Below are 24,672 nucleotides of genomic sequence, written 5' to 3' on the forward strand. Positions count from 1 at the left end.
ATGCAGACTGACCGTCCCACTGGTTTTACGCACATGTTGCTGAATAGTGCCGACTGATACTTCTGCCAGCCTCAGCCTATACGAGTGCACGAGCGAGTCCGTGCCCGAAGTCTCTAGTGCTTCCTCCTACAGCGCCCAATGCATTGGCTCGAAGCTGATTATAGATTTCCTGTCCGCTTACACCTGGCTCTTGTTGCACGATCAGCGCGGCGATTCCAGAAACGTGAGGCGTAGCCATGCTTGTGCCATTACGACTTCGGTAGCCATTCGGCGTGACATCACTGGAGTAGATGTCGACTCCTGGTGCAACAAAGTCGACATCTCCACCTTTGCAGAAAGCGCGATTCGTGAAGTTAGCCAACCTGCGACGCTGGCTAATCGCTCCGACACCTACGATAGAAGGGCAATTCGCTGGAGCAGAGACCGGGACATATTGACTGCTTTGCCGGTTAGAGTGGTTGCCTGCCGCAGCTATAACTAGCGCCCCTCGACGGAGAGCATTGGCCCCTGCTGTTTCATAGGCGATTGAGACTGGTACCTGACATTTAATAACGCGACGTTGTATGGAGACTGATATCACTCGACAGCCTTGTCCTAGTGCCCAGTGAATACCTTGGACAACGTCACCCTCGCGTCCTCGACCCTGATTGTTGAGAACCTTACCAATGTACAATTCAACTGCAGGAGCTACCCCATATCTAATAGTGCCTGCGGTAGAACTTCCGCCAAGAGTGCCTGCGCAATGCGTTCCATGACCGTTTCCATCTTGTACCGTGAGGCCTTGTACGAAGCTCCTTGAAGCTGCAATACGCCCTTGGAAATCAGGATGTCGCAGGTCTATTCCCGTGTCGAGTACGGCCGCTTTTACCCCTTGGCCGTTCAGACGTGATATGGAGACTCGAGTCGCTTGTAATCCCCAGGTGAATTCTTGGCCGGCAACCATCGACTCATCGGCAGTGGTGTCGAGTGGAATGTAACCCTCATCACTAAGTGATGGAGTCGTAGTCTCAGAGATGCCCTTATCGTTGAAGTCTAGGAGAATCTCGTCGACGGCTCGGCTCACTCCTGCTTTGTAACCGATCCAATAGTCCCGAGTGCGACCTGTCGTAGATGGCTGTAGTTCGTCGATATCGCTCGCTGTATAGCAGTAATACTCTCGTTCTACGTGGCAATACTCTTTGGCCGGAGCGCTTGCTCCTTGAACCATTGATTCTGCAGCCACTATTTGATCGGGAGCAGCGTCCACAATCACAATGCCGAATTCGCTCAACACGGTTGCTTCGACATCATCACTCGCTGAGGCCGACTCATCACCTGCTGTCAGAGTTAAGGTGTTGCTAATTCCTGCCCGGTTTTTCAAGTCGCGGACGATTCTCTTGACGGCATCAGGATCATTATCCACTGCTGTCATGATAACACGACCGGTAGTCTCCAGTTCCGGCGATCCAGAACGCGAGAAAAGGCTGGGAGTGTCTGTCGAGGCTGTTTGGCGTAGTTCAGCGGCCGCTCGTTGGTAAGGCGGCTCAGCTTGCGGACGAGTGTGACTGGCTCGTTTCTTTCCCATTCGAATTTCCTCCCCTGTGAAGCTGTTTAAACAACCTATTTCCCCTGGGTAGCCTAATGGGCATCGGTCGCCAAGGCAAGCAATATCCTTCGGTCTGCCGCAGATATTCACTGTTCCAGGTAATCAAACATACCGATTCTTCCATTTGTATTGGCGGGATAACCGCAAAAAGCGGTCTAGAGCGATTAACTGATTTTCCTAGAAAGTCACTACCTTCTATTTAGTAGGGGAATACAGGGATGTTTAACCGGAATGCTTGCACAATCTGCCTGCTGGTGGTTTGTGTTTCCATCGCATCAGGATGCGGCTGTTTTGAAGGCCGGCATCGTAAACCACCAATAACGGCGCTTTCGGCCTCTCCCGGAAACTGTGAGCCACCTGGCATACCTTTCTATCTTCCCAAGCCATTGTTGGTCATATCGAAGAATTTTTACCACGTGGAAGACGCCAAAGTGGGCCTGACCGGCACTGCTCCGATTCCGGGCAGTTTTGACGAGCAGGAAACCTACGCAGATGTCAATCTCAACGGCTCTTTCAGTCGAACCTCTTCAAGTAACATGGGAGGTGGCGACTCTGAAGGTGGGGAGGCCGACGGAGCAATGACCAGCAGCCTTGCACACGCTCCCACATTGCACTCGTCAAATGGCATTCCCAGTGCGCCGGGCTCCGACGCCATTCCAAGTGATGGGTTGGGCCCGCACATGTTCTACACTTACGAAATTGTGTTCGTTCCGGACCTCACTCAGAAGTACATGCTCCAGGTTAACGGCGGACCAGGCGAGATCCGAGCTGCAATGAACTTGGTGAATGGATGGCAGTTTACAGGCTTAGGCCCCTACTACCTAAAAGACAGCTCCACTGCACAGAACATTATTTCGCGAGGCGTTGCCGCCAACCTTGGTCTTGGAGGGGCGAGCGATGTGATCAACAGTGTTGCTAACTTGAAGAGCCTGGGGGGATCGGGAGGTACCGTTGATACTGGCGCCATTGCCGATCTGGCTTTGGCTCTCGACGAGGCAAAGAAGGAGCAGGTGTTTAATACTTCTTGCATCCCGATGGATCTATGGTCGACGAAGACCGTCCGTAACGAGGATGGAAAAATCGAAGTGATCAAGGTCCCGCCACGGATTGAAAAATACGCTCAGATTGCTGTCTATGAAGCTCGCGTAGAGGGAGGGCACATGCTATGGAGTCCAGTGGCTCAGCACGATTTTGATCGGGAGTACCTAGGAGTTATGGAAAAGCGAATCGCTCCGATGGCCACAACTACTGGTGATGCTCCGAGTGAGGAAGGCCAAATACCTGGTGACGACGAAGCTAGTGGCGCAAGCGAAGAGGGATTCCATTCAGCTGAGCCGATCCCAAGTCCTCCAGGTGCGGCGACCGAGTCAGCCGCAAAGGGAATGCTACAAATGCTACTTCAGCCACCAGTGTCCTCAGGTGCGGCTGCAGCCGATGGGCCTGGGCTGGACAGTGGCCTAGACCAACCGCTTCAAGGCGTAACCTATATGCAAGGCACTCCCGCTCCAGTTCAATTTATCACTCCCGAAGTCACCGGTGAGGTGGTGGCTAGATTCTTGCCGGAGCCTGTAGAGCCGAGGGAAAGCTGGTTGGAGAAACTCTCCCCCTGTAAGAAACGAGTGGTTGCTAATCAGAAGGTCAACAGTATTACCCAGTAGAAGGTGGTAGCAGTTTAACATGGTTGCGGGCGATTTCGTTTCGAGTGAAATCGCCCGCAACATCTTCGTTGTCCCATTAACACCGAGCACCTCAAATGCCCGTTTGAGCGTTCTCTTCGACTCCCAATACCGCGTCGTTCTCTTTCAGTTCTTTAGCCGTTTGGTCTGGAGCTGATACGATAAGGAACTGGCCAAAGGTCGTTTCTACTTCCGCACCTTTGGCTCGGCAAACATCCTGCAGCTTAGGGATATCGGATTCATTTCGGAGAGTGATGATCCAGCTCTTCATGAAAAAAGTCGTTGTGATAGGTTTGTGAGAGAAGTGATGTCTGCCAGTAGATTCTATACAGTCATCACTGCATTGAACACTGAAATGGCAATCAACTGCTCGATTATAGTATTCTAAGGATCATCAAAACCCATCAACTGATGTTTTCGTATTCGGTGTGCAAGAAATAGGCGCATCTTCACGCTTTTCTATAGAAACCCATGCTTTCACAGCCGTTTCGTAGGTAATTGTTCGGGGGCATTGGTGAGGGACTCGGTGCGAAGTCAGTGGGTAAACTGAATCACAACCACGTTCCACTCATTCACCATTGCCTCTCTGCATTTCCACTCCGTCCAGTAAATCCCGCTGACACCACCCATGGCGTTGTTCGTCCATCTTGCTCCGGAGAACCAGAGTGCGGCCATCTTACGGGATGGTATCAAGCCGCACCGCAGGTTTCGTCCGCTCGCCGAAGGGTACGAGCGAGTGGTCTTCGCGATGCCGGTGACGCCCGACTTTTATGTCTCTCACCAATGGTTGCGGGAGCTCAAGCGTCGTGGGCAGCGAACCATTGTCGGGGTGTACTTTCGCATTCCTGACGACCAGCAGGTGATGGTCGGTCATTACAACGAGTCGCACACCGAGATGTCGGCCAGTGAAGCGGTGGGAACCATCCTGCATGCGGACCAGCCGGAAGGCTTTGAGGTAGTGATTCCTCGCAAAGTGGAAGCGAGCGAGATCCATAAGATCCGCCCGCTGCCGCAGGTGGTTGGTTGGCGATACTACCCAGGCGCGAAAGGCCGCCAGCCGTGCGGTTGCCCCTTTTGCACGAAGGGCGACATCAAGTCGAAGCGAATTCGCGACGCCTACGAACAGTCGTTCGGCGAGTAACCTCGCGTGGTTTCAGCGGGGCGTAGTGGGCGTTTCTTCTCCTGGATTATCCATTCACAGTTAGTTCGTAGCATCTTACCACGAGTTGCTTCCCCATCACGGCTTCTGCCACGCCCCCCCCGTTACCTCACCCGCGAAATAATCGAGCTCGCCGCCGAGTCGATGCCTTTGAGGGCCGAGCTGAGTACTTCGCGGCTGGGGGCGTAGTCCATCGCAACTTCGCGGAGGATCAGCTGCTGCTCGACCAGCTCGCATAGCGAGTGGGTGTAGTCGCGCATGCCTTCCTCGCGGCATTGGTGCAGGATGGCGCTCATGTCTTCGTCCTCTTCGCGGATGATTTTCGACTTGACCACTGAGTTCACCAACAACACCTCGGTGGCAGGGAAGCGAGAACCGTCCTCGATGCCGGGCACCAGGCGTTGGCACATGATGGCTTTCAGGCTGCTGGCCAGCGACGAGCGAATGAACGTGTGCTCCGAGCGGTCGAAGAACTCGAGGATCCGCGAGAAGCTTAGCTCCACATTCGCGCAGTGCAGCGAGCCGAGCACCAGGTGGCCGGTTTCGGCGGCCTGGATGGCGGCGAGCATCGTCTCGCGATCGCGCATCTCGCCGATCAGGATGCAATCGGGGTCCTGCCGCACCACCACGCGCAGGGCACTGGCGAAGTCGGGCGTGTCGGTGCCGATTTCGCGCTGCGAGATGATGCTCTTCTTGCCCTGGAACGAAAACTCGATGGGATCTTCGATGGTGACAATGTGCAGGCTGCGGTGCTGGTTGATGTGTTCGAGCATTGCCGCCAGGGTCGAGCTTTTTCCCGAGCCGGTCACGCCGCACACCAGGATAAGTCCCTCGGTCGTCTTGCCAATGACATCGTTGTAGATCTTGGGGAGCGTTAAATCGTCGTAGTTGAGTATCTTGGCCTGGACGCGACGAATGGCGACGGTGACCTCTCCCTTGGAGAGAAACATGTTGATGCGAAACCGATCGCCGGTGTCGCCGGTAGCGGCAAAGTCGAGCGATCCATTTTTCTCGAACTCCCCAAGTCGATCGCCCGGCACAAACGGAGTGATCATCTTTTTGACTTCGTCGGAGGTGGCGATTGGCGGGAGTTCCAATTTCCGCAGGTGTCCACCGACACGCACGTAAGGGGAGTAACCGAACTTGATGTGCAGATCGGAAGCCTCGTGGGTGCTGAGAAAGTAGAGCAGTCTCTTCAGCTCAACGTCCGGAGTCAAAGTGCCATCCACGTGCAAGTCCTCCATAGAAGAAAGAACCAGATAAGCGGAGCCACGCAAGTTGTCGGAGTCGCAGGAAAAGTCGCTAAGTTGATCATACCAGCGTTTTGTGCCAATACCATCAGCAGGGCGGCTTTGGGCAAAGAATTTTCGCGGTGTACCTGCCGCTAGGGCAGGACATCGCCCATGGATGGCACGTGGGTAAGTTCTGCAAAGCGCCCAAACGTTGACCTTCTAGTGGTAAGTCTCGAAGATGGGACTGTTGTGCGGCAGGGACCGTTTCGCCACCCCATCCAAAGGTGCCACGTTTATGTGTATTTTTTCGCAGCCGGTGATGTCGGTCAGTAGTACCCAGATTTTTGCGCGGGCGACGTCGCAGGGAACGCAGCTGCTTGCTTATCAGATGAGCTATGAGTCGCAAGACGAAAACGCGATGATCTTGCCGCTGCCGATTCGTCGGCCAGTGCATGAGGGGAGCTTGCGGTTTGTTGATTTGAGCGACTACGACGACTTCTTCGACGACCTGACGCAGGGGTTCCCGTTCGTAGCACCAGAGTTCAGCATCGGGTGTGCTGCCTTTCCAGATGAGACGGCTGAGGCAGTGCTGGAGGTGTTTGAGGTCGGCAACTACATCGCCTCGTTTGTGCCGACGCTGGGCGACTTTGAGCGGCTCGACGAGCGATTCACGTTGTCGAAGGAGATTTGGGAGCAGTTGCCAGAATACGCGAACTATGGCTTTGCGGTGTTTCAGTTGGCGGCTGGTTCGCTGAAGCCCCATCCGATGGCTTTCGAGTTCGAAGGCCCTAGGGATTCTCTGTTTTTTCCGACCCTGCATATTCACGATGGTGAGATTCACGAGCTGGAGGAGTTCGACCACGAGCACTACCTGCAGCACGCGGGATTCGATAGCCGAGTGCATGGGTACCGGAACTGGGACGTCGAGGACGAGTCGACTGGTCTCGTGCGTTCCAAGTATCCGGCCAAAGACTTTTGCGATATCGACCGTACCGAGGGGCTGGTCGATGGCAACTTGCTGGTGCATCGCAAGGTGATCCGTGGTAGCCATCCCAACCAAGACACCCCGATGGCCACGTATGGCGACCCGACCCGCCGAACGTTTAACTTCCGCCCCTGGTTGCCGCTGACTCCGTACCTACTCGTGGCAGCAGCAGTCACCTGGTTCTTCGCCCGCCGGTCGCGGATTAAGAAGTTGCGGGAGAGGCAAGTTGCTGGTGAATCGCCAAGCTAACTCACAGGGGAAGCTTGGAGGTGGGTGACGGGGCCATCGAGTTGAAATGTCCTTCGACGATGGAGCTGGCGACACTTCGTGTGGAGCGGTATGCTTGGGCGTTCTTGAATCGGTTGATTTCTGGCTAGAAGGTCTTGGACATGATGCGATTCGCTGTGTGTTTACTTTTGATTGCCTGCCTGGGGTGTTCGCGGGAAGAATCACTGTCGACCGCGTCGCAGAAAGATAGGGAAACAGTGCATCCACCAGTCGACTTCGAGCATTGGGCAACGCTGTTCCCCAAGGAAACGTTTGAAAGAACAAGTGGGCCTCGGCAGTACGACTCCACTGAGCCAGGAGACCCCTTGGACTTGTGGAAAGCTCAAGGGGCGATCATTACCAGCCCCGCCGAGTTGTGCGAAATCGAACTGGTTCGCAAGGAGTATGAGAAGACCAAGGATTTGGGGCCGGCGGTGCCTGTCGACATCTTTATGTGGAGTGTGGAACCACCCGAAAAGCCGTATCTGACAAAACTGGGAGGTACTCCTCATCGCGAGGCAGGCCTGCCTTGGCCAACGATAGAGGGTATGCCGTTGACCTTTGTGGGTCAGTTCTGTTTTGCTGATTCGCGCGACATTGTATCGGATAAGTTGCCGAACGATGTCATGCTGATCTTCTTCAAAGACGCCGAGAGTATCTACGACAGAAGTGGCGTATACGTCGAGTGGAGTTCTATCGAACTCGAATCTCCCCTTTCGCCCGACCAGTGTCCTGCGCCGTCGTTTACTGTGCCCCAACTCTCGGGCCACATTTACCGCACGAACGAGTATCCCGAGAGTTGGGAGGTGTTTGAGCAAGCAGGCCATGATCAGTGCTATTTGTTTCCAACGACTCAATCTACCAAGATTGGGCGCGAAACGTACTTCATTCAAGGTGGTCCTAACCTATTAAAGAGAGAACTGTTTTGTGCCCTCAATTCTGTTGATCCACCATCCTATCCTTCCGAATGTAAGTGGCCGTTGATTGGTCTGGAGGCCTTGCCGGACGACTGGGATCAACCAGACGATCACGATGGATGGGGGAAGTATCAAATGATGTTTGGGGACGTCGGGTGCATGTACTTCATGATCGACGAACAGGGCAGGGTGTCTTGGGACTGGGATTGCTACTAGGTAGGGAGCCCGCGGACCTGGTCGGCGTTCACCGGAGTGGCACTCGGGCTATGGTTGATGTTGGGTTCACGCGGCATCGTCGGAGCCATCCACTGGTGCCGCTCGACAGGCACACCGGAGCTAGAGGAGGAAACGTACATATGAGTACTGATCACGATGTTTTTGTCGCATTGAAGCGGCGTGCTGATGCGGGGGAATTGAAAACGGACGAGCCACTTCTCAAGGGCGACACGTCGCCGCTGGATGTTCAAACCTTGGCGGCGGTCGAAGCAACGTTGGGTCGTCCGCTTCCCTCGCTGTTGTTCCGTATCTACTCCGAGATTCAAAACGGTGGATTCGGTGATTCTTATGGATTTCTTGGGCTAGTCGGCGGTCCCACAAACGAGTTCAATCTCGATGCGATCGGTTTGTGGAAAGCGTGTTGCGAACCGAATCCGAACGATGATTTCTGGGATTGGCCAAAGCACCTGCTGCCGATCGGGCATCTCGGCTGTGGGATGTATCACTGCATCGACTGCAGCACTCAGGCGGGGGCGATCGTATTGTTTGAGCCCAATCCACATGAAGATGAGGAACCATGGGACGACGCGTTCTTCGCGGTTTGCCCATCACTGGCTGACTACCTCGATACCTGGCTGCGAGGCGAGAATATCTGGGAGGTATTTCCACCGCAACCTATTGCCTAGACACACTCACTCAGCAGGCTTACAAAAACCCATACTTCCACCGCAGGGTCGCGGGTAGCTGCTGGTGTTCGCCGGTGGGGGAGAGGGTGAGGCGGTGGGTCGACTCGTCGATATGGAACGTGCCGACTGGTTGGCTGCAGGCGAGCCCTGGCGGTTCGGTGGTGGGGCCTTGGTATTCGATCACTCGCATCGGCGGCGCGGTGCTCACGCGGGCGGCGACGTCGAACGTGATGGCCTTGTCGTCTTGTTGCACGCTCATCGACCAGTGGGCTCCGCCGGCGGCCCCGTTCAGGAACAGCAGCGTGTTGCCTTGGTGGTCGGTTTGCTCGTGCAGTTCCTGGTAGGCGGGGCCTTCGTCGTGGTGCTCGATGCTTTGCCAGACGACGGTCGGTTGTGCGTCGCGGACGATCGACAGCGTGTGCGAATAGCGGTCGTCGAGTTGATAAAAGTCGACCCGCAAACCTCGTCGTTCAAGCGTGGCGATCGGCGTCGAAGCCATGGGAGCGATCCGCTGCAGGAAAGGAGTGGGGAGTTGGTAAGCAACGCGAGTCGCCCTGTATCGGGTTACTCGTCGTCGTCCTCAATCGGTTGGCCCGCTCGCCAGCGTAAAGTGCTTTCGAGGAAGCCTTGGATGTCGCCATCGAGCACCGCGTGGAAGTTGCCCATCTGAAACTTGGTGCGGGCGTCTTTTACGCGTTGGTCGGGATGCAGGAAGTAGTTGCGAATCTGCGAGCCGAAACCGGTTTTGGCCTGCTGTTCGTACTTGGCGGCCTCCTCGGCTTCGCGTTTTTCTTCCTCGATGCGAGCCATGCGGGCGCGAAGCATCTTCCAGGCAGTGGCCCGATTCTTGTGCTGCGAGCGTTCGTTCTGGCACTGCACGACGATGCCGGTCGGTTCGTGGGTGAGACGCACCGCCGAGTCGGTTTTGTTGACGTGCTGCCCGCCGGCACCGCTCGCGCGGTAGGTGTCTTCGCGAACGTCGCCTTCGTTGATTTCGACTTCGACCGAGTCGTTAATCTCGGGCGACACGTCGACTGCGGCAAAGCTGGTTTGGCGTTTGCCTTCGGAGTTGAACGGGCTGATCCGCACCAGACGGTGGATGCCGGTTTCGCCGCGCAGGTAGCCGTAGGCCATCGGCCCGCGAATGGCGATGGTCGCGTTGTTGATGCCGGCCTCTTCGTTGTCCTGGCGATCGATCAGTTCGATCTTGTAGTCGTTCTTGTTCGCCCACTGGATGTACATGCGGAGCAGCATCTCGGCCCAGTCGTTCGCGTCGGTGCCACCGTCGCGGGCGTTGATGGTCATGATCGCCCCGGCGGCGTCGTGCGTGCCGGAGAGCAGCGCGCTGAGCTTGAGTCGCTCAAGCAGTGCTTCGATGCGTTCGACCTCCGCAGGCACTTCGGCAGCGAACGAGTCGTCCTCTTCAGCCATCTCGACCATCGCGGCCAGGTCGTCGGCGGCGGCAATCGCTTCGTCGAGCGGCCCTACGACCGAGGTGAGCGACTTCAGCTCGCCGATTCGCTCTTGCGCCTTTTCTTGATCGTTCCAGAACCCCGGATCACCCTGCTCTCGTTCGATCGCGGCGATTTGCTCTTTCTTATGAGCGTAGTCAAAGAGAGTCCCTGAGCTGAGTCAGGGCCTCCTCAATCGCGGTGGTGCGATCGATGTATTCTCTTTCCATGGGAAAACTCACGAGCTAATGCGGTGGTTTGGGGGCAAACAGAGAGGTATCTTCGCGGTTTCGGGCGAAATGGGCTAGACCCCGCCAAGCGAAGCAAGGTTCAGAGGGCAGCGAAGACTTCAGCGGTCAGGCCCGCGTGGGGCAGGGGGGATAGGGGGCAGTGAGATAGCCCGCACGCTACGCTGGGGCCGATTCGGCCGAGGTCAGCCGAAACCGGGTGATTTCGGGCGAGCACATGAATCGCACTTGCAGCGAGTGACCGAGGCCGCGATTCACGTACAGCGTGGTTTCGGGCGTGATGCTCACCTCGCCCGAGACATAGCGGCGATTCTTGATCGGGATGATCGGCGCGCCGAAGTAAGGCACTCGGCACTGCCCGCCGTGGGTGTGGCCCGAGAGTACCCAGCCTTGGAACCCGTCCCAGCCGTTGTGGTCGACGGAGTCGGGATTGTGCGACAGGGCGATTCCTGCTCGGGCGGTATCAAACTCCTTGAGCGCCCGCCGAGCACTAAAACGGCCCGACCATAGTTCGTCGAGACCGACGAACTGCAGGCCGCGATAGGTGGTGGTTTGGTTCCGCAGGCACTCAACACCGATGTTGGTGAGCCGCTCAAAGAGCACATCGGCCACCTTCACATTCTGTGCGCCGTGCCCATAATCGTGATTGCCAGGGATGGCAATTACTTTGCGTTGATCGGGTTTCAGGCGTTTGACGAGGTCGACCACCGGGTCGATTTGTTCCAAGTGTCGCGCGGTCATCAGGTCGCCAGTGATAGCGACAACCTCGGGATCGCTCGCTGCGACGCGGTCGATGGAGTGTTGCAGATAGGGGTAAGATACGAACTCGCCGACATGAATATCGGAGAGCTGTACTAGCTGCGCGCCTTCGAGTTCTGCGGGTAAATTGCGGAGCGGCATCGTGCGCTCGACGACGTCGACCCAATGAGGCTCGACGCGCCAGGCGTAAAAACCAGCAGCGGCCGCCCCGCCGACCGTGCAAAGCGCAGCACGGCGTAGAAAACGTCTACGGTTGACTTTCACGGGTTCGGTCGGCATGGTGATGATTGAGAGGGTGTGGCCGCTTCGCGAGTGTAATATCTGGCTAGCAGAGCCAATCATTTTGGTGGTTTGGGAAGTATAGGCAATATCCCCGTGACGACTCTTCGTTTAGTACGCAAAGCTACTCCATCGGTTCGTCTGGCGACGGCAAGAAGCCAGATTTCCGCGATATTCACACTGTTTGCCCTCCTGGCAGCCGGTTGTTCGGAAGATGTGCCTTACGTGGCTCCGGACGAAGAGCAGCCCGCTCCTGCGGCTCCCGACACCGATACGACCGATCCGTCGGCCGCTACGGAGCCGGAAGTCTTGGAGAACGATCCGTATGGCACCCCGCTCTCCAGTGGGGGCGGAGAGTCTGCCCCACCCGCAGAGTCGACCGTGGAGGACGAAATTTCTTCCGATAACTTATTTGGCAGCGGCGACGAGGAAGAGGAACTCAGCACCCCTGGGCTGATTGCGGCCGACGAGTTGGACGAAACCGCTGCCGAAGTGGCGGAGATGGGTGACGATGAGTTTGCCGATCTGATGTTCGGCACAGGGTCGTCGATCACCGATGACGAAGCCACAGGTGACGAGGCACCGCTGGCCGACATCGAGGCGCCGAGTTTGCCGTCGATCGATTTGCCGCCGCTCGAAGAGCCGACGGTCACACCACCGACGGTCGAAGCGTCGGTCTCGAGCGATTTGCCCCCGCTGGAACCTGCTGACGAGCCAGTGGAAGAGACCGTGGCCGATGCTGGCGAGATGTTGCCGTTCGGCTTCGACGACACTTCCATGGACGACACCGGTGTGGAGGAGCCGCTGGAGCAACCAACTGATTTAGCCCCCGCGACCGAAGCGGTCGCCGAGACTCCGACTTTCGAGAGCCCATCGATCGAATTGCCACCACTCGAGCCATCCGCCGGGCTAGAGCCTGCTCCGGACGAACCAATGGGGCTAGAGCCCGCGCCGGAGGAATTGCCTTCGACCGAAGTGGCCAACAATCAGGACGACTGGCAGCCGACCGCCCCCCAGCCTGTTCGCCCGGACAGCGATAACACGCATCAGTTGGTGTGGCTCTACGCCTCGCGATTGAGCTTTGTAATTCTGGCTCCCGATTCCGACCTGGCCGCGGTGCGTAAGGAACTGGCTCCGGTGGTCAAGCGATTGGACATTGCCATGCCATCGATCACGAAGATTGAATCTGACGAGGGTCCGCGGCTCAAGCAGCTATTGAGTGTTGGTCGCGAGGTAGGCGAGGGCATCGGCAAGCAGTACGGCGACGATCATGCCGCGCTGGTCGAAGTGGCCTTCAAAAGCAATCTGCTCCTCGCAGTGGCCAAAGATCGTCCGCAGCTCAAGCACGCGATCAATGCGTCGGTCTCGGCCGCCGCAGTGCGAGCTGGCTTGCCCGACACGTTGTGGCAACCGTGGCAATCGCAAGTGGCCGAGAGCGACGATGCCAGCGAAATCGCCGATGCGGTGATCGACCTGCAACGTCAGGTCGGCAATTACCTTCAACAGGCAACGCCCGTGGATGCTGGCGAAGAAGCACCAGTGCTGCGTTAATCCGCGGTTCGATTGATCTATCAAGCAGGGATGCACGATGCCCGCCGAATCGGATGATTGCCCGCCCCCGGTACCTCGCTCGCGGACGTTGCTCGTCGCTTTGACCGGTTCGGTGCTGCTTTGGCTTGCCCAACCGCCGGTTGGTTGGAGCCTGTGTGCGTGGGTGGCTCCGCTCCCATGGCTGTACCTGGCGACGAAGCCGGTGCTCATGGGGCGCCGCGACTACTTGAAGATCTGGCTCGCCGGCGCGGTTTACTGGATGCTGGCGGTGCACTGGATACGCCTGGCCCATCCGGCGACGATCGTCGGGCTGTTCTTCCTGGCTGGCTATCTCGGCATCTATCTCCCATTGTTCATCGCGGCCACACGGATGGGGGGCCAGCGACTACGAATGCCGCTCTGCCTGGTCGCCCCTATGGCGTGGGTTGCCATCGAATGGCTCGAAGCCCACGTGATTAGCGGCTTCCTGATGGGCGCGCTTAGTCACACGCAAGTCGACCACGCACCGCTGGTGCAGATCGCCGACCTGGCGGGAGCCTATCTCGTGTCGGCGCTCATCATGCTGGTGGCCAGCTGTTTGTGGGAACTCGTAGCCGTGCAGCCAGTGGTGCGTCGCCGCCTGGAGCAGTCGGAATTGCCGGTGGTCTCCTGCTGCCCGCCAGGAGTGCGGGTGATCGCGAGCCTGATACTCGCAGTCTGTGCGGTCAGTGCCAGTTGGTGGTACGGACAATGGCGGCTAGCGCAACTGGCCCCTGCGGATGACGCCATGCCCAAGCGGCTCGCGCTCATCCAAGGCAACGAGCGGGCGGTGTGGGTGCCGGATCCCGGGCGCGAGCAACGTGTGATGGAGACCTACCTGAGGCTCACGGCCGAGGCCAAGCAAAAGTCGGCCGACGGCGAACTCGACCTGGTCGTCTGGCCCGAGGGAGCGTTTCGCACCCCGCTTTACTCCTGCACGCCCGAGGTGGCTAGCACCATCGGGGCGGTGGAGCTGATGCAGATGGAGTCGGCCGCACCTGGCGACTTACAGCGAACCGTCGAAGACCTCGGTGCGCCGATCCTGGTCGGCTGCGACCGTTTCTTCCATCACGGCACCGAAGGGTCGATGCAGCAGCAGTATCAAGTGTTCAACGCCGCGGTGGCGGTCGACCGGCAAGGCGAGCTGCTCGGCATCTACGATAAGACCCACCTGGTGATGTTCGGCGAGTACGTGCCTGGCGGAACCTACTGGCCGGGGATCTACAATTTCTTCCCCATCGGCGGCGTCACGCCCGGCGAGCTGCCGGTGGTGTTCGACATCGAAGGCACCCGCTACATGCCGACCATCTGCTACGAAACCGTGATGCCGCACGTGGTGCGACGTCAGGTGGTGCAGCTGGCCGACGCCGAGCAGCGGCCCGATGTGCTGGTGAACGTGACCAACGATTCGTGGTTTTACGATTCCAGCGAGCTGGCGATGCACCTCACCTGCACCCGGTTGCGGGCGATCGAGTGCCGTACGCCGGTGGTGGTGGCCGCCAACGGGGGGCTGTCGGCCAACATCGATGTGGCTGGCCGTGTGCTCGACCTGTCGCAGCCGGTGACGAACCAGGTGCTGCTGGTCGATGTCCAGCCTGGCGGGCACGCGTCGCTCTACCTGCGGTACGGCGACACTTTCGCCATTGCCTGCCTGGCTGGTACGGTATTGGTATTCGTGGTCGGAATCATTCAGCGTCGCCTTGCAACCCAGTCCTAAAAGATAAGATGCCAGTAGTTCTCACGCTTCAAGATGCGCATAAACGGTACGGCGAACAGCTATTGCTCGACGGGGCAACTTGCGCCCTGGCCGACGACCAGAAGGTGGGGCTCATCGGCCGCAACGGAGCAGGCAAGTCGACGTTGTGCCGCATCCTGCTCGGCGAGGAAGATCTCGACGCGGGCGAAGTGGTGAAGAGCAAGAAGCTGCGACTCGGCTACCTCCGCCAGCACGACCCGTTCCACCCCGGCGAGACCGTGATCGACTTCCTGATGCGCGATAGTCAGCAGCCCGATTGGAAGTGCGGGCAGGTGGCCTGGCAGTTCGCGTTGACCGACGCCATGTTGCACAACCCCGTGAGCGAACTCTCCGGCGGATGGCAAACCCGCGTGAAGCTTGCTGCGCTGTTGTTGCACGATCCCAACCTGCTGGTGCTCGATGAACCAACCAACTTTCTCGACCTGCGTACCCAGATGCTGCTCGAGCACTTTCTCCGCGAGTTCCGCGGCGGCTGCCTGATCGTGTCGCACGATCGCGAGTTCCTGATGAAGACCTGCTCGCACACGCTCGAAGTCTCGCGCGGGCAGCTTAACATGTATCCCGGCAACGTCGAGTCGTACCTGGCGAACGTCGACGAACGCCGCGAGCACGACTTGCGAGTCAACGCAGCGACTCAAGCCAAACGCAAGCAGCTCGAGACCTTTATCAACAAGAATCGGGCGAACGCCAACACGGCCAGCCAGGCCCGCAACAAGGCGAAGCAGCTCGAACGATTGGAACTGGTCGAAGTGGCCGGCGACGAAGCGACCGTGTCGTTTAGCTTTCCGCAAATCGAAGCCCGCCGCGGCCCGGCAGTCCGCACCGAAGCCTTGGCCATTGGCTATCCCGATGTCGTCGTGGCCGACGACATTCATGTGGAGATCGAACATGGCTCGCGGGTCGGTATCGTCGGTGATAACGGCCAAGGCAAAACCACCTTTCTGCGAACCATCTGCGATTCGTTGCCGCCGCAAGCGGGCGAGATTAAATGGGGCTATGGGTGCGAACTCGGTGTCTACGCGCAGCATGTTTACACCACGCTCGATCCCAAGCACTCGGTCATGGAATACCTGGAGTACCAGGCCGCGCCCGATACCACGACCCAGCAAATCAAGGACATCGCTGGAAGCTTCCTATTCAGCGGCGAGCTGATCAACAAACGCGTCAAAGTGCTCAGTGGTGGTGAGCGGGCACGGTTGGTGCTAGCGGGTTTGCTGTTGCAGAAGCACAACGTGCTAGTGCTCGACGAACCAGGCAACCACTTGGATGTCGAAACCGTTGAAGCGCTGGCCGACGCGCTGGAGCGTTACCAAGGAACGGTGATCTTCACGAGCCACGACCGGCACTTCATGCACCGCGTAGCGACCGACGTGATCGAAGTGCGCGAAGGTCGGGTGGTGATCTATCCCGCGAGTTACGACGACTACGTCTACCGCGTGCAGAAAGAAATCGATGCGGGGCTTCGCAGCGAAGCGGCCGCCCACAATCATCAACCCGCGGCCGTGGTCGACCGCAAGGCCAACGCGCGGGCGGATCGTGAGTCGCAAAAGCGACTTAAAGCGGTAGAACGCAAGATTGCCAAACTCGATACCGAACGCCAGGAACTAAACGCTCGTTTGCTACAGGTAACCGATCCGAAAGAAGCAACGGATTTACACGAGCGGACCACAGCCATCGGGGAGGAAGTCGAGACACTCGAGCACGAATGGCTAGAGCTCTATGAAGAGTTGGAAGGCGCTTAACCGCTCATGTGGGTGGATTTCTGCGCAATTGACTGCATTACCAACGCAATTTCCGTATAAATAGTCGACTTTTTTTATAACGAATTGACGGATCTCGGGGCAGTCTTTACTATTTCTTCATGGGACGCGCGGCGGTTTGCGGCCCTTAAGGGGATGAGCCGGGTTTAATGCCCGGTCCTGCAATTTCATCTTTCATACCTCCCCCCCACCCGGAGTTCGCATGAATCGCCATTTCTGTGAGCCGGCTGCCCGCGTGTGCAGGGCAGCTTCGGCCCGACGTTCTCGTATTGCTTTTACCCTGGTCGAGTTGTTGGTGGTGATAGCCATCATCGGCATCTTGGTCGCCTTGCTGTTGCCCGCGGTGCAGAGCGCCCGCGAAGCGGCCCGCCGCACTGGTTGTACCAACAACCTTAAGCAACTAGCACTTGCGACGCTCAACTACGAGAGCGCCTACAGTAAGCTTCCTGCCGGATATCTCTCGGGTCGCGACTTCGACGATATCCGCGCTGACCAGGTGAATGGTAAGAATCAGCAGTGGACTGGCGTTTACTCGCAGATTTTGCCTTACCTCGAAGCGACGGCCGTGGAGTCGTTGCTAACCGATAACTACCAGAACGGTGCCAACAGCTACGACTTACCCTACTGGAGTGTCGAAGGACCTTGGTACGCAGGTCAGTCGACGCTGACCGCGTTCCTGTGCCCATCGGTCGGTAACGAATCGCCTTCGTACGGTACCTTCCGTCGCTTGGCTCACTGGGTGGATGGAAGTAGCTACGTACTCGGTGGCGAAGTGTATGGTGCTGAGGCCGAACAACAAGTGACGCACTACTTGCCGATCTCCGGCGTGTACGGTGAACTTGGTCCTGGCTATGAAGCGTATGATGCTTACCGCGGTGTGTTTGGATACCGTACCAAGGTGGCTTTGAGCCGCGTGACCGATGGAACTTCGAACACAATCATGTTCGGCGAATCGCCCGGTTCGATGGGCGAAGGTCTCGACTATGGTGACGGTCCCCAGGGGGGACTCGTAGTGAGCACTGCGTGGATCGGTGGTGCAACCATGACTACCTACTATGGCATGTACACCGGCCAGGAAGATACCGAAACCACCGACTACGATACCCACTACGCCTACTTAGGCAGTGTGCATACCGGCGACACCGTACTGTTTTCGCTTGTCGATGGATCGGTGAAGTCATTGACCCGCGATGTAGATTACACCGTACTCGATGCTTATGCGTCGATGGCTTATGGAGAAACCATCAATGAGGATTAGTTCCCAAAAAACCGTTTCCATTCGTCGCTGCATGAAGTGGCTGACCAGCGGAACTTTGCAGGTTGTGATGTGTGCTTTGATGTTGTTTGTGATTTCGGGTTGCTCGGAGAGTGGCTCGGAAGTGCAAATCCCTGAGAAGCCAACCAGCCTGCCCGACGACAGTCAACTGAAGTCGATGCAGGGAGGCAGCGGACCCGCTCAGCCTTCCAACCCCAAGCGGCAACTGTAAGCTGCCGGGGTGAGAATCATCGCCTTTAGCATTCAGGTATGTTAATCTACAGGCGGACGACTTTCGTGCGAACGAAGCGTCCGCCTGTTTTTTTGTAGTGATTTGCTTTGAAGGGGAAACGCATGTTTGGTCATCCTGGGCGGCTTCTGGCATCTAGTTGCTTACTGTTTCTTACGACTCTCACCGCAGCCGCATCCGCGGCCGAAGGGGACGAACGCTACGTGGTTCAATTCGCCCCGAGTGGACGAGTGGGACAACGCTACAACATGCAGCTCACCGCCCAGCAGCAGCTCAAGCGAATCATCCGCAGCGGCGAAGTGGTGCTCAACAAGCAGGATTCAACGGTCAAGATCGAGTTTGAAGCGACCGTTGAGATTCTTGCGGTCAACGAGCGCAAGCAGGAGACCAAGCGACATTACGTGGTACACAAGGCGGTCGCCACCATGGGCGATCAGCAGATGACGATCGTCGAACCCGAAACAGAAATGACCGCCGAAGCCAACGACGGCGAGCCTCGTTTCGTTCGCAGCGATGGACGTGCGCTTTCGCAAGCCGCGCAGCAGCTGTTGCCGCGGATTCTGCTGTTCGATACCGACGAGGTAACGACCAACGACGTGTTTGGCAGCGACACTCCGCGGAAGGTCGGCGACGAATGGCAAGGCGAGCCCAAGGCTCTGTTGGCCATGCTTGGTCAGGAAGAGGAGAACATTCAAGCCGAGCAGATCAAGTCGAGAGCCAAGTTGGCGTCGGCCACGCCGACCGAGAAGGGGGTGCTGCTCGACATCCTGCTGCACACCGAGTTGGCATTGCCACTGAAGGAGTCGCCAATGGAAGGTGCCGATCCGGTATCCGCGTCGGTGGTGATCGATCACCGAGTCCATCTCTACGAAGACTCCGATCATGGCCCCGAAGCGCAGTCGACTCGCGTCGCAACCTTCCAAGTGCTCAAAGGCAAAGTCGATAGCCCGCTCGAAGGGCAAACGTTCGATGGTACGAACCTTGAGAGCCAAACCGCCAAGTACGAGCAGTTGCCCGACGCCAACTAGGCGTCGGACGCTCGAATCAACCTAAGCCATCGTTGCTTACACCGCTTCGATGTGCAGCCCTCGGCGACGGCGCTCTTTGCGGCGCAGGTCGTCGATCAGGTCGGCCACGGAACGCACCCCTTCGATGCCTGGCAGGGTCATCTTCGGATCGGTAATGTCGCTGCTCAACAGTTCGATGGTGCCGACATTGAACATCCGTTCGACCGGACCTTGGCGGAACGTGACGTCGTCGATGTCGATCAGCTCGATCCGATCGGTGCGTCGCCAGAGCAGACCTGTCTCGTGGATGAATCGCTGGCTGGTCAGGTGGTAAGTCACCCCGAGTCGACGCACCGCGTAGCGACCTCCGATTGCCGCCCAACCAATGGCCAGGCCGAGCACGATCCACCAGAAGGCATTGCTGAAATAAATCAGCGAAGCAATCAGTGCGACCACGGTGATCACTGCGGCCGAAATCCACCAGCCGACCATCGCCTTGGGGGAGTAGCTACCGCTCCAGATGTCGTCTTCTTCGATGTCGGCTCCCGATTGCCGCGAAGCGACCGCATTCTGAAACCGTTGCTTTGGTTCGTTGTCGCCAGGTAGCGGGAAGTCGGCGTCGCGTTCCGCGTCGTCAATCAGTGCTTCGTCATCGGCAATGCGAGCACCACATTCGGGGCAAAACTTTACCTTTTCGTTCACTTCGGTTTGGCAACTGGGACAATTCATCGAATCCGCTTTCTCGTTGATGAGTCGATAGGTTTTGGTACGGGGCAACCGAGCGATTGGCATCCAGTAGAGTGTAAATCGCACTGCGTGTCCATTTCGCCCAGCAAGCGTCGGCTGGCTTGCTAGTGGTGTCCGAACCACCGGTTGCTAGCGTCTGGCAGGCACTAGTTTCACTCAAACCCCTATTCGTCAGCAAGCGCCCGATCTTGGGGTGACCGTAGCGCGAAAGGAAAAAATGCCCCCTTCGCAGCAGTTGTGAGCCGCTAGGCGGGTGCGGTATACTCGGGGGTTATGAAATGCCCCTTTTGTCGCGCCGACAACGATCGCGTGATTGACTCGCGAGCCTGCCAGGACGGTTCGGCCATACGCCGACGCCGCGAGTGTTTGTCGTGCAATCGTCGTTATACCACTTACGAGCGACCCGAAGAGTCGACTATTAAGGTGGTAAAGAAGGACGGTTCGCGGGCACCTTTCTCGCGCGACAAGATTCGCCGAGGTCTCGAGCGGGCATGTTGGAAGCGGCCAATCACTAGCCGTCAGATCGACAATACCGTGGCCGCCATCGAAAACGATGTGTACGCGAAGTACGATACAGAAGTCGAATCGCGGCAACTCGGCATTCTGGTGATGGAACACCTGCGGTACTTAGATGAAGTCGCGTTCGTGCGATTTGCCAGCGTGTACCGCCAGTTCAACGATGTGCAGGACTTCCTGGAAGAACTGCGAACCATCCTCGAAAAACGCCCGCCGGCTACGCCGCACTAGGCTATCCCCTCCGTTTCCATCCCGCCAACGTAACGCCCCTCGTTGCCGAGAGAGCTTCCTGCTGTGAACAACGACAGCCGACTGATTGATTGGATTCTGCGGATCGCGGTTGCCATGCAGGCGCTGGGGTACGCTTGGTTGCTCGGCATCTTGAACGAGTCGCCCTTCCTTGGCTGGTTGTGGGAGCCGACCGACGTCGGCGGGCTTGCGCTTGGCGAAGGGACCGCGCTGGTGATCTCGCGCACCGTGGCAGCGGTGCTGTTCGTCACCGCGGTGTCGACCTTGGTGCGACCTTCCCGCGTGCTGCTCTACGCCATGGCGGCATTCCAGTTCTGCTACGCGGTGGCCTCCTGGCAGATCGGCGAGGGCTACCCGTTGTCGACCAGTTGGCTCGGCTCCGGCGTGCTTCGCCAGGTTGCCGGTCAGGTGGTACCGCTGCTACCATTTGCCACGGGAGCCGCCCGCATCGCTGCGCCGTTGGTGCTGATCCTGGTGCATTGGTCGAACAAGCGAAAGCTGCTCGGCGTATCGTTCGGCTGGTTCAGCGAATGGCTCGTGCGGGTGAGCGTGGCCCTGACGTTCGCGGGGCATGGGCTCGAAGCGCTCTCGATGCACCCCAAGTTCATCGACATGATCATGCTCTCCGGACAGCGAGTGCTCGGCCTTGGCATTTCGCAGTCGCTCGCCCAAACCTCGCTGGTAGTGATCGGCGTGGTCGACCTGACCTTGGCAATGTTGATCTTGCTGTTCCGCTCGCGACTAGTGGCCGGCTACATGGCCTTCTGGGGATTGATTACCGCGGCGGCTCGCTTGATTGTGCTACCAGTGGTGTCGACCGAGTTCCCCGCTGTTGGGGCCTCGGAGTTCAGCCAGCGAGCGTCGCATTGGGCGTTGCCGCTGTTGCTGGTACTCGCCTGGCGGGTTGTGAAACGCGAGCGTCCCCCGAAGGACGACTAGCGGAACAACAGCAGCCCGAACGCATCGGGCGAATGGTCGGCCGTGCCGGTCCAGCTGGCGGCGTGCCCGTGCGAGGTCTCGCGGGTCGCCCGCAAGCACCAGGCGTCGAGCAGCGCGGGGCCTTCTTCCGACATTTCGCTCCATGGCACCGCGATTTCCACCGACCACTCCTGCGGAGTCAGTCGCTGGGCGACATACCACTTGGGGTTCCACGAGCGATCGCCCCAGCAGGCATCGCTGGTCCAACCACGGCAGTCGACCGTTAGCTCGTAGGCCGACGAGTAATCGCGATCGATATCGAACGACAGTTTCACTCGATCGAACGCCGACAGGTCGGCATCGCGGGCGCGGGGGCCGTTTTCTTCAGGGTAGGTTTCACCTGCCATTCGTGGTGCTCGGATCGCGATGTACAGGAAGTTCTCGTCGCGGGCGAGTTGCACACTCGCTGCGGTCAGGTCGTCGCGTCCTGCTTGCGTTTCAACGCGAAACGCGCGGGCTTGTTGCCAGAAGGGTTCGTCGAACTGCCCATCGAGGTGCGGCGGCTCAGCAATCGCCTTGCAGGTAGCCACCGGTTTGTTTGGCGGCAGTTCGTCGGGCTTCGCGAGCCAGGTTTCGGCCTGCGCGGCAGTGCTCCAACCAGCGGCTACGTCCTGCTTGGCGAGCACCATGAAGTAGCGGTCGGCCGTGTTGTCGAAGCCCAGCTTGCGCGATGCGACCGCGAGCGGGAATCGCAACGCAGGCTCCGCGTACATCGCAGGGCGATTACTAGAGAGATAGTCGCCGAGCGCGGTTGCTCGTTCGAGCCGACCATCCGCGTCGAGGTCGTTGGTGCCGCCCCCTTGGTCCTGTGGAAGCTCCGCCGGCGGAGGAGTGCCCGGCTGCGAGCGGTCGACATTCGCCAGCGGCCGCTCGCGAATTTCCTTAGCTTGTCGGCGGACAGTCAGGTGAGCGATCTCGCCGCTCGCGTAGTACTGCACGAGCCAGCCGAGGGCTTGCTCGGTGAGCGGGTGGTCGGGGTATCGGCGGGCCAGCAGGTATAGTGTGTCGGCAGCCATCGCTTGCCGCCCGGTCGAGCGATATCCCTCGGCCAGTTGGTACAGGAGCTCGCCGCCCGATTCGGTGTCGAGTCCCGCGGTGAGCTGCACCACCTGGCCGCTCCAGATGGGGCTTCCTTCGGTGTATTCAAGCAGGCGAACGAGCTGCCCTCGCTTTTGCGTTAGCTTGCGCAAGCGGTCGAGGTCGGAGGGGTTCGACATGATCACCGGGCGTCGGGCGTCGCCGCCGCTCGGCAGGTTCAGCCCTGCGAACGGGTCGCGGGTGCTCGTGGCCAGGCCAGCCAGTTGCTTGATGATCTCCATCTCCACCAGCGGAGCGGGAATCGTATGCTCGCTAAACAGCAACCCGCGAGCCGTCGAGGCTTGATGACTGGGCGAACCACCCAGCGCGGGCACGAAGTCGTCGGTCGCCATGCGAATGGTGCCGCGCTCGCCGGCGGGAAGCAACCCAACGGTTCGCTTTACTTGCCAGGCACCAACGCCGAGCCCTGCGAGATTAACCTCCTGCGTGGGATCGGCCGCTCGCACGATGGCTTGCTCCAGCAGTGCTTCGACCAACCGATCGGCCGCGCTGCCGGCTGCATTGCGATTGTGCGACACCAATATCACCTCGGGCCGCCAGCCGCGGATCGCGAGTACCATCTTGGCGACCAGTCGTTCGGTTGCCTGACCATCGCTCATGCGATTCAGCTCGGCCAGCAATTGTTCCGGCGAGGCGTGATAAGCCAGCGCTGGCAGGTCGTCGCTCCAGAGCGGCGGTTGGGCTTCGCCGCCGCACGCGACCAGGGCCTCGGCGGTGCGATGCTTGTCGATCGTGGTGTCGGCGGTCGGGGTCGAGCCGAACAGCGGCACGATTGCGGTGCGGTAACCGTCGCCTGCAGCGTAGCGGGCGGTGGCCTCAAGCGGCATTTGCTGCGAAGCGCCGACCACTGTAAGCATGGCAGCGCGTCCGCCGCCGCGTTGGCGTCGCCAGGTGCGACCGCCATCGTCGGTGGCCACAATCGTGCCGGCAGCGCCAACGGCCCAGCCGCGCTGAGTGTCGACGAACGCTAGTTGTTCAATCGGTAGGCTCAACCCGGTCGCTTGGGGAGTCCAGCTGGCTCCAGCATCGGCCGAGTAGGCAATCACGCTGCCTGGCATGCCTGCGATCCACACGTGCGAACCGACCGCCGCGACCGCGTTCCATTGCCAGCCACGTTCCATCGCTACCGAAAGCGACAGCGGAGGACTCGTGGGAGGTTGCCAAGTGGTGCCGGAGTCGGTGCTGTGCAGCACTTGGCCATCGCTGCCGACGAGCCAGGCTTCGGTGGTCGACACCGCGCAGAGCGCGCGAGGTTCGCGAAGGTCGGTCGACCCGAGCGGAGGAGCATGGATCTCGCGATCGAACACGACGCCGCGAGCGCCGTGCGCACCGGCCAGGTAGCCGGTGTCGGCATCCACGAAGTCAGCAGCCAGCCAAGTGCTCTGCGATCGGCTCGCCAGGGCCTGCCAGCTTTTGCCACCGTCGCGGGTGGCGAACATGCCAGCGGGGTAGAAGCTACTGCCGTAGCCGGTCGCAACGCCATGAGCGGCGTCGAAGAACTTGACGAATGTCAGACGGGGTAGGGTAGGGGTGTCGACCGTTTGCCAGTGAGCACCACCATCCATGGTGCGAAGCACCACGCCGGTGGTGCGATGCGTGAGCGGAGCGGCCGAGCCACCGACGATCCAGCCTCGCTGGTCGTCGGCAAAGCTGACCGACAGCAAAGGGCAAGTAACGCCGGACCGTTGGGCGGTCCAGTGCGCGCCGCCATCGTCGGTGGACAAGATCACCCCGCGATCTCCCACGGCCCAACCATGCTGCGCATCGACAAACGTCACGTCGTGCAACGTTGCGTCGTCGGCCAGTACTTGGTCGAGGGTTTGCGCGTTGTTAGCTCTTCGCGATCGGCCTGATTGCAGTTGGGCGGCCAGCGATTGTGCGTAGATCGGGCTGGCGAGCGTGAAGATCGCCAGCAACGAAACGAATATGCGGGTGGTCCAAGTCATCGATCAAGCATCCTTGCTGTCGCTTGGGAAGAGCGAATTTCGCGATAGTTGCTGGCTATTGTAACCGGTTTGCCGCCATTT

21 protein-coding genes are annotated in these 24,672 nt (G+C 58.8%); 13 read left to right on the top strand and 8 right to left on the bottom strand.

Annotation, left to right across the window (positions count from 1 at the left end; genetic code table 11):
* Window positions 1-76: 76 nt before the first annotated feature.
* The gene (locus Pan181_RS01460; protein WP_145245146.1) at window positions 77-1,564 is read right to left on the bottom strand and encodes a S8 family serine peptidase; all 1,488 of its coding nucleotides are present in this window, start codon (window positions 1,562-1,564) and stop codon (window positions 77-79) included.
* Window positions 1,565-1,803: 239 nt separating this feature from the next.
* On the opposite strand from Pan181_RS01460, the gene Pan181_RS01465 reads away from it, so the two are divergent.
* Entirely contained in the window at window positions 1,804-3,243 is a 1,440-nt protein-coding gene (locus Pan181_RS01465; RefSeq protein WP_145245147.1) for a hypothetical protein, read from the top strand.
* A 91-nt stretch (window positions 3,244-3,334) separates the two neighbouring features.
* On the opposite strand, the gene Pan181_RS01470 is transcribed toward Pan181_RS01465, so the two are convergent.
* Entirely contained in the window at window positions 3,335-3,532 is a 198-nt protein-coding gene (locus Pan181_RS01470) for a hypothetical protein (protein WP_145245148.1), read from the bottom strand.
* A gap of 357 nt (window positions 3,533-3,889) precedes the next feature.
* On the opposite strand from Pan181_RS01470, the gene Pan181_RS01475 reads away from it, so the two are divergent.
* Window positions 3,890-4,402 (top strand): hypothetical protein, encoded by a 513-nt coding sequence (locus Pan181_RS01475; protein WP_145245149.1) that lies wholly within the window; start codon window positions 3,890-3,892, stop codon window positions 4,400-4,402.
* Window positions 4,403-4,524: 122 nt separating this feature from the next.
* Here the strand turns inward: Pan181_RS01475 and Pan181_RS01480 are convergent, their stop codons facing one another.
* Entirely contained in the window at window positions 4,525-5,649 is a 1,125-nt protein-coding gene (locus Pan181_RS01480) for a type IV pilus twitching motility protein PilT (protein ID WP_197528791.1), read from the bottom strand.
* A 298-nt stretch (window positions 5,650-5,947) separates the two neighbouring features.
* Between Pan181_RS01480 and Pan181_RS01485 the strand changes: the two genes are divergently transcribed.
* The 3 genes from Pan181_RS01485 to Pan181_RS01495 all read left to right on the top strand — a co-directional run bounded on the left by Pan181_RS01485 (window position 5,948) and on the right by Pan181_RS01495 (window position 8,723).
* A complete protein-coding gene (locus tag Pan181_RS01485; RefSeq protein ID WP_145245151.1) occupies window positions 5,948-6,886 on the top strand; it encodes a hypothetical protein in 939 nt (312 codons plus the stop codon).
* 236 nt (window positions 6,887-7,122) lie between these two features.
* Window positions 7,123-8,037 carry a DUF1963 domain-containing protein gene (locus tag Pan181_RS01490; RefSeq protein WP_197528793.1) on the top strand — a complete coding sequence of 305 codons (915 nt, stop codon included), beginning with the start codon at window positions 7,123-7,125 and terminating at the stop codon, window positions 8,035-8,037.
* 140 nt (window positions 8,038-8,177) lie between these two features.
* The gene (locus tag Pan181_RS01495; RefSeq protein ID WP_197528796.1) at window positions 8,178-8,723 is read left to right on the top strand and encodes an SMI1/KNR4 family protein; all 546 of its coding nucleotides are present in this window, start codon (window positions 8,178-8,180) and stop codon (window positions 8,721-8,723) included.
* A gap of 19 nt (window positions 8,724-8,742) precedes the next feature.
* Here the strand turns inward: Pan181_RS01495 and Pan181_RS01500 are convergent, their stop codons facing one another.
* The 3 genes from Pan181_RS01500 to Pan181_RS01510 all read right to left on the bottom strand — a co-directional run bounded on the left by Pan181_RS01500 (window position 8,743) and on the right by Pan181_RS01510 (window position 11,523).
* On the bottom strand, window positions 8,743-9,222 hold the full coding sequence (locus Pan181_RS01500; RefSeq protein ID WP_145245154.1) for a hypothetical protein: 480 nt from the start codon (window positions 9,220-9,222) through the stop codon (window positions 8,743-8,745).
* A gap of 65 nt (window positions 9,223-9,287) precedes the next feature.
* Window positions 9,288-10,404, bottom strand: a protein-coding gene (gene prfB / locus Pan181_RS01505; RefSeq protein ID WP_391483972.1) for a peptide chain release factor 2 whose coding sequence is annotated in 2 segments (ribosomal slippage) — window positions 9,288-10,334 and window positions 10,336-10,404 — 1,116 coding nt in all. Because the reading frame shifts where the segments join, the coding sequence is not laid out codon by codon here.
* A gap of 177 nt (window positions 10,405-10,581) precedes the next feature.
* On the bottom strand, window positions 10,582-11,523 hold the full coding sequence (locus Pan181_RS01510; RefSeq protein ID WP_145245156.1) for a metallophosphoesterase: 942 nt from the start codon (window positions 11,521-11,523) through the stop codon (window positions 10,582-10,584).
* Window positions 11,524-11,556: 33 nt separating this feature from the next.
* Between Pan181_RS01510 and Pan181_RS01515 the strand changes: the two genes are divergently transcribed.
* The 6 genes from Pan181_RS01515 to Pan181_RS01540 all read left to right on the top strand — a co-directional run bounded on the left by Pan181_RS01515 (window position 11,557) and on the right by Pan181_RS01540 (window position 19,078).
* A complete protein-coding gene (locus tag Pan181_RS01515) occupies window positions 11,557-13,011 on the top strand; it encodes a hypothetical protein (protein ID WP_197528800.1) in 1,455 nt (484 codons plus the stop codon).
* Window positions 13,012-13,048: 37 nt separating this feature from the next.
* A complete protein-coding gene (lnt, locus tag Pan181_RS01520; protein ID WP_145245158.1) occupies window positions 13,049-14,746 on the top strand; it encodes an apolipoprotein N-acyltransferase in 1,698 nt (565 codons plus the stop codon).
* A gap of 8 nt (window positions 14,747-14,754) precedes the next feature.
* Window positions 14,755-16,527, top strand: a complete 1,773-nt coding sequence (locus Pan181_RS01525; protein ID WP_145245159.1) for an ABC-F family ATP-binding cassette domain-containing protein — start codon at window positions 14,755-14,757, stop codon at window positions 16,525-16,527.
* A gap of 220 nt (window positions 16,528-16,747) precedes the next feature.
* Window positions 16,748-17,803, top strand: a complete 1,056-nt coding sequence (locus Pan181_RS01530) for a DUF1559 domain-containing protein (RefSeq protein WP_145245160.1) — start codon at window positions 16,748-16,750, stop codon at window positions 17,801-17,803.
* 31 nt (window positions 17,804-17,834) lie between these two features.
* Complete coding sequence (locus Pan181_RS01535) at window positions 17,835-18,032, top strand: hypothetical protein (RefSeq protein ID WP_145245161.1); 198 nt, start codon at window positions 17,835-17,837, stop codon at window positions 18,030-18,032.
* Between the two features lie 122 nt (window positions 18,033-18,154).
* Window positions 18,155-19,078: a hypothetical protein gene (locus Pan181_RS01540; protein ID WP_145245162.1), complete on the top strand. Its 924-nt coding sequence runs from the start codon at window positions 18,155-18,157 to the stop codon at window positions 19,076-19,078.
* Between the two features lie 36 nt (window positions 19,079-19,114).
* Here Pan181_RS01540 and Pan181_RS01545 read toward each other — a convergent pair whose 3' ends face one another.
* Window positions 19,115-19,786 carry a PH domain-containing protein gene (locus Pan181_RS01545; protein WP_197529244.1) on the bottom strand — a complete coding sequence of 224 codons (672 nt, stop codon included), beginning with the start codon at window positions 19,784-19,786 and terminating at the stop codon, window positions 19,115-19,117.
* A gap of 291 nt (window positions 19,787-20,077) precedes the next feature.
* On the opposite strand from Pan181_RS01545, the gene nrdR reads away from it, so the two are divergent.
* Both nrdR and Pan181_RS01555 read left to right on the top strand, forming a co-directional pair.
* Window positions 20,078-20,551, top strand: a complete 474-nt coding sequence (gene nrdR / locus Pan181_RS01550; protein WP_145245164.1) for a transcriptional regulator NrdR — start codon at window positions 20,078-20,080, stop codon at window positions 20,549-20,551.
* A 63-nt stretch (window positions 20,552-20,614) separates the two neighbouring features.
* Complete coding sequence (locus Pan181_RS01555; protein ID WP_145245165.1) at window positions 20,615-21,508, top strand: hypothetical protein; 894 nt, start codon at window positions 20,615-20,617, stop codon at window positions 21,506-21,508.
* Here Pan181_RS01555 and Pan181_RS01560 read toward each other — a convergent pair.
* Entirely contained in the window at window positions 21,505-24,591 is a 3,087-nt protein-coding gene (locus Pan181_RS01560; RefSeq protein WP_145245166.1) for a YCF48-related protein, read from the bottom strand. The genes Pan181_RS01555 and Pan181_RS01560 overlap by 4 nt on opposite strands.
* Window positions 24,592-24,672 lie beyond the last annotated feature (81 nt).

The organism is Aeoliella mucimassa, from assembly GCF_007748035.1.
In the GTDB taxonomy this organism is placed as follows: Bacteria; Planctomycetota; Planctomycetia; order Pirellulales; family Lacipirellulaceae; genus Aeoliella; species Aeoliella mucimassa.

Excerpts from the sequence above, each read along its gene's own strand:
- Pan181_RS01460 (WP_145245146.1), bottom strand. The coding sequence starts at position 1,564 with ATGGGAAAGAAACGAGCCAGTCACACTCGTCCGCAAGCTGAGCCGCCT.
- Pan181_RS01465 (WP_145245147.1), top strand. The coding sequence starts at position 1,804 with ATGTTTAACCGGAATGCTTGCACAATCTGCCTGCTGGTGGTTTGTGTT.
- Pan181_RS01470 (WP_145245148.1), bottom strand. The coding sequence starts at position 3,532 with ATGAAGAGCTGGATCATCACTCTCCGAAATGAATCCGATATCCCTAAG.
- Pan181_RS01475 (WP_145245149.1), top strand. The coding sequence starts at position 3,890 with ATGGCGTTGTTCGTCCATCTTGCTCCGGAGAACCAGAGTGCGGCCATC.
- Pan181_RS01485 (WP_145245151.1), top strand. The coding sequence starts at position 5,948 with ATGTGTATTTTTTCGCAGCCGGTGATGTCGGTCAGTAGTACCCAGATT.
- Pan181_RS01495 (WP_197528796.1), top strand. The coding sequence starts at position 8,178 with ATGAGTACTGATCACGATGTTTTTGTCGCATTGAAGCGGCGTGCTGAT.
- Pan181_RS01500 (WP_145245154.1), bottom strand. The coding sequence starts at position 9,222 with ATGGCTTCGACGCCGATCGCCACGCTTGAACGACGAGGTTTGCGGGTC.
- Pan181_RS01510 (WP_145245156.1), bottom strand. The coding sequence starts at position 11,523 with ATGATTGGCTCTGCTAGCCAGATATTACACTCGCGAAGCGGCCACACC.
- lnt (WP_145245158.1), top strand. The coding sequence starts at position 13,049 with ATGCCCGCCGAATCGGATGATTGCCCGCCCCCGGTACCTCGCTCGCGG.
- Pan181_RS01525 (WP_145245159.1), top strand. The coding sequence starts at position 14,755 with ATGCCAGTAGTTCTCACGCTTCAAGATGCGCATAAACGGTACGGCGAA.
- Pan181_RS01530 (WP_145245160.1), top strand. The coding sequence starts at position 16,748 with ATGAATCGCCATTTCTGTGAGCCGGCTGCCCGCGTGTGCAGGGCAGCT.
- Pan181_RS01535 (WP_145245161.1), top strand. The coding sequence starts at position 17,835 with ATGAAGTGGCTGACCAGCGGAACTTTGCAGGTTGTGATGTGTGCTTTG.
- Pan181_RS01540 (WP_145245162.1), top strand. The coding sequence starts at position 18,155 with ATGTTTGGTCATCCTGGGCGGCTTCTGGCATCTAGTTGCTTACTGTTT.
- Pan181_RS01545 (WP_197529244.1), bottom strand. The coding sequence starts at position 19,786 with ATGAATTGTCCCAGTTGCCAAACCGAAGTGAACGAAAAGGTAAAGTTT.
- nrdR (WP_145245164.1), top strand. The coding sequence starts at position 20,078 with ATGAAATGCCCCTTTTGTCGCGCCGACAACGATCGCGTGATTGACTCG.
- Pan181_RS01560 (WP_145245166.1), bottom strand. The coding sequence starts at position 24,591 with ATGACTTGGACCACCCGCATATTCGTTTCGTTGCTGGCGATCTTCACG.